Annotated in this window: 3 protein-coding genes; all 3 read right to left on the minus strand. The window is 47.5% G+C overall.

Features of this window, described 5'->3' with window-relative positions; all coding sequences use genetic code 11:
* Positions 1 to 24: 24 nt before the first annotated feature.
* Positions 25 to 831 carry a tryptophan synthase subunit alpha gene (gene trpA / locus BCT81_RS19090; protein ID WP_102425485.1) on the minus strand — a complete coding sequence of 269 codons (807 nt, stop codon included), beginning with the start codon at positions 829 to 831 and terminating at the stop codon, positions 25 to 27.
* Positions 831 to 2,021, minus strand: a complete 1,191-nt coding sequence (gene trpB / locus BCT81_RS19095; protein WP_008224417.1) for a tryptophan synthase subunit beta — start codon at positions 2,019 to 2,021, stop codon at positions 831 to 833. Before trpB ends, trpA begins: the two co-directional genes overlap by 1 nt.
* Positions 2,022 to 2,163: 142 nt before the next feature.
* On the minus strand, positions 2,164 to 3,603 hold the full coding sequence (trpCF, locus tag BCT81_RS19100) for a bifunctional indole-3-glycerol-phosphate synthase TrpC/phosphoribosylanthranilate isomerase TrpF (protein WP_102425486.1): 1,440 nt from the start codon (positions 3,601 to 3,603) through the stop codon (positions 2,164 to 2,166).
* Positions 3,604 to 3,700 lie beyond the last annotated feature (97 nt).

Genomic DNA, 3,700 nt, shown 5'->3' on the forward strand with positions numbered 1-3,700 from the left:
GTCGTGTTTAGCAGATGCTAACCATTACTTCTGTGTTGCCGCTTTCATCGGTGCAACGAACTCTGCCAGTGTTTTAAGCATTTCTTCTGGTTGTTCAACGTTGTTTTCAATGATTTTCACAACGGCTGAGCCAGAGATAGCACCGGCAGCGCCTGCTTGAATAGCTTCTTTAACTTGCTCTGGAGCTGAGATACCGAAACCAAGCAGTGCTGGTGGTGCATCAAACTTGTTCAAACGGTCAAGCAGTGCGGTTACTGGCATGTTTGCTTTAGTTTCTGCGCCTGTTACGCCAGCACGAGAAAGTAGGTAAGTGTAGCCACCACCTAGTTCTGAAACAGACTTAAGTGTTTCGTCGCTTGCTGTTGGCGGTGCAATGAAAATTGGGTGAACACCAAACTTCTTCGCTGCCGCAACAAACTCACCACTTTCATTGGTTGGTACGTCTGCAATCAGTACCGAGTCAATACCTGCATTGGCACAACGCTCGTAGAAGTTCTCAATACCACGCGCGTAAACCAAGTTCGCGTACATCAGTAGGCCGATTGGTAGCTCTGGGTATTTCGCGCGGATTTGACCAATAAGATCAAAACACACATCAGGCGTTACTTTAGAATCTAACGCACGAATGTTCGCACCTTGGATTGTTGGACCATCAGCCAGTGGATCTGAGAATGGGATTCCAAGTTCAAGGGCGTCAGCACCCGCTTCAACCAAAGTTTCCATGATCTTAAGAGACTGTTCAGCGTTAGGATCGCCAACCGTTACGAATGGTACAAATGCGCCCTGATTCTTTTCAGCTAAGCGAGTGAAGAGTGATTGATAGCGATCCATTATAGTGCTCCTTTCGCTTCAAGAATGTCATGTACAGTGAAGATGTCTTTATCACCACGGCCAGATAGGTTAACCACCAGCAGTTGCTCTTTTTCAGGTTCCGCTTGAGCCATTTTCAACGCGTGTGCAACGGCGTGAGATGATTCTAGCGCAGGGATAATACCTTCGTTGCGAGCAATGGCTTGGAACGCTTCTAGTGCTTCGTCATCGGTTACGTTGTCGTATTCCGCACGGCCAATTGCATTTAGGTGAGCGTGCTGTGGGCCAACGGAAGGGAAGTCTAGACCTGCAGACACAGAGTAAGACTCTTCTACTTGACCATTCTCATCTTGCATTAGTGGTGCTTTCATACCAAAGAAGATGCCCGTCTTGCCGTGTTTTAGTGGCGCGCCGTGTTGGTCGGTATCAATACCTTTACCTGCTGGCTCTACACCGATTAGGCGAACGCTTTCTTCTTCGATGAAATCAGCAAACATGCCGATAGCGTTAGAGCCGCCACCCACACAAGCGATAACTGCATCAGGAAGGCGACCTTCACGTGCAAGAATTTGGTTCTTGGTCTCTTCACCAATCATACGTTGGAAGTCACGAACGATAGTTGGGAATGGGTGAGGACCTGCCGCAGTACCTAATAGGTAGTGCGCATCTTCATAAGTCGCGGACCAGTCACGTAGAGCTTCGTTACACGCATCTTTCAGAGTTGCTGAACCAGAATGAACCGGGATAACCTCTGCGCCCATTAGCTTCATACGGAATACGTTCGGGCTTTGACGCTCAACGTCTTTTGCACCCATGTAAACTCGACACTTAAGGCCTAATAGAGCACAAGCAAGAGCCGTCGCCACACCATGTTGGCCCGCACCTGTTTCAGCGATGATTTCATTTTTGCCCATACGCTTAGCAAGTAGAGCCTGACCAAGTACTTGGTTGGTTTTGTGAGCACCACCGTGAAGTAGGTCTTCACGTTTTAGGTAAAGTTTGGTCTTTGTACCTTTAGTTAGGTTGCGAGTCAGCGTTAGCGCTGTTGGGCGACCTGCGTACTCTTGAAGTAGCGTCATGAATTCACTGCGAAATTCAGGATCAGCTTGTGCATCGATAAATGCTTGTTCAAGTTGGTCTAGTGCTGGCACTAGGATCTGCGGTACGTATTGACCACCGTATTCACCGAAGTAGGCATCGAGTTTAGCCATTGTGTTATTCCTTCAATTCTATTGGAGTGTCTTCACCCCAAGTCATTTAGTCTTGTTTGAGCTTCGCAGAGGCAAAGCTCACAAATATGTTTTAGTTTTCGCTTTCTAGCCCTAGTTCTGGTTTTTGCTTTTTGAAGCCAGACTAGTAATTACGAATCGCCGCAAAAGCTCGGCGCAGTTTGTCTGCGTCTTTTTTACCTGGAGCCGATTCAACACCGGAGTTTAGATCTAATCCTAAGCAGCCCAACTTAGCCGCTTGGTTAGCATTTTCTGGGTTTAGACCACCGGCCAACATGATCGCACTTTGGTTGTTGATCAGGTTCCAATCGAATGCTTGGCCAGTACCGCCTGTTTGAGAACCCACTTTAGTATCTAGCAGATGGCGAGTCACGTTGCTTTCCAGTAATTCCGGTAACGCGCTCTCAGCATCGCAAGAAACACCATAAGCTTTCCAAATCTCAACGCTTTCAGGCAGTGATTGCTTAAGTTCATCAACGTACGCTTGAGGCTCATCACCGTGCAGTTGTACAGCAAACAAACCGAGCTCTAAAACGGTGTGAGCTACGTCCGCAACACTATGATTTTGGAACACGCCGACGTAGTTCAAAGGTGCACCGCTCATCGTCAAACGAGCCGCTTCAATATCCACATGACGTTTAGACGCTTCAACGAAAATCAGCCCACCGAATACCGCGCCTGCTTGGTATGCTTTTGCAGCATCATCGGAGTGAGTTAAACCACATACCTTGTTTTCGCCAAGCGTTACTTTACGAACGGCCAGTTCGAGGTTCTTTTCTGCCATAAGAGAGCTGCCAATTAGGAAGCCATCGGCAAATGTTGAAAGGTCACGTACTTGCTGGTGTGTGTAGATGCCAGACTCTGAAATTACGATCGCATTAGGTGCTAGTTCACGAAGTAGTGGGGCTAGTTCTTTTGTACGATTCAAATCCGTCGACAGGTCACGCAGGTTACGGTTGTTAATGCCGATCACCTTGGCGTTTAGAGCGACTGCGCGGTGCAGTTCTTCTTCATTGCTGACTTCTGTAAGCACACCCATGTTCAGTGAATGAGCAACCTCAGCAAGTGCTTGGTACTCTTCGTCATTCAACACCGATAGCATCAACAAGATCGCATCTGCTGAGTAGTGACGAGCGAGATAAACTTGGTAGGTATCCACCATGAAGTCTTTACACAAGATCGGCTGTTTAGCGATGCTGCGAACCTTAGGTAAAAACTCAAAGTCACCTTGGAAGTATTTCTCGTCGGTCAGCACTGAGATTGCGTTAGCGTGGTTGTTATAAACCGATGCAATGTAGTCCAAGTCAAAGTCGTCACGGATCAAACCTTTCGACGGTGATGCCTTTTTACATTCAGTAATGAAAACCGTCTGTTCGCCGCTCAGTGCATCATAAAAACTGCGGTCTGCTGCGGTTAACGCTGCTTTAAACCCTTCCAGTGGCTGAGCTTGTTTACGCGCTTCAACCCATTGGTATTTATCACGAACGATTTTTGCTAATACTTCCGCCATTTCAGCTTCTTTAACTGAAACGTGGGTCGACAGTTTATCGGTAGTCTGTGTCATGTTCTTTGTCTCAATTCGTCGTTCGTTAGGCGTGAGCAGCAAGCTTTTGTACAAGCTCGTAGGCTTTGCCAGAGTTCATCGCGTCAATGGCCTGTTG

Origin of the sequence: Vibrio sp. 10N.261.52.A1, assembly GCF_002876325.1 — a bacterium.
Taxonomy (GTDB): Bacteria; Pseudomonadota; Gammaproteobacteria; order Enterobacterales; family Vibrionaceae; genus Vibrio; species Vibrio chagasii.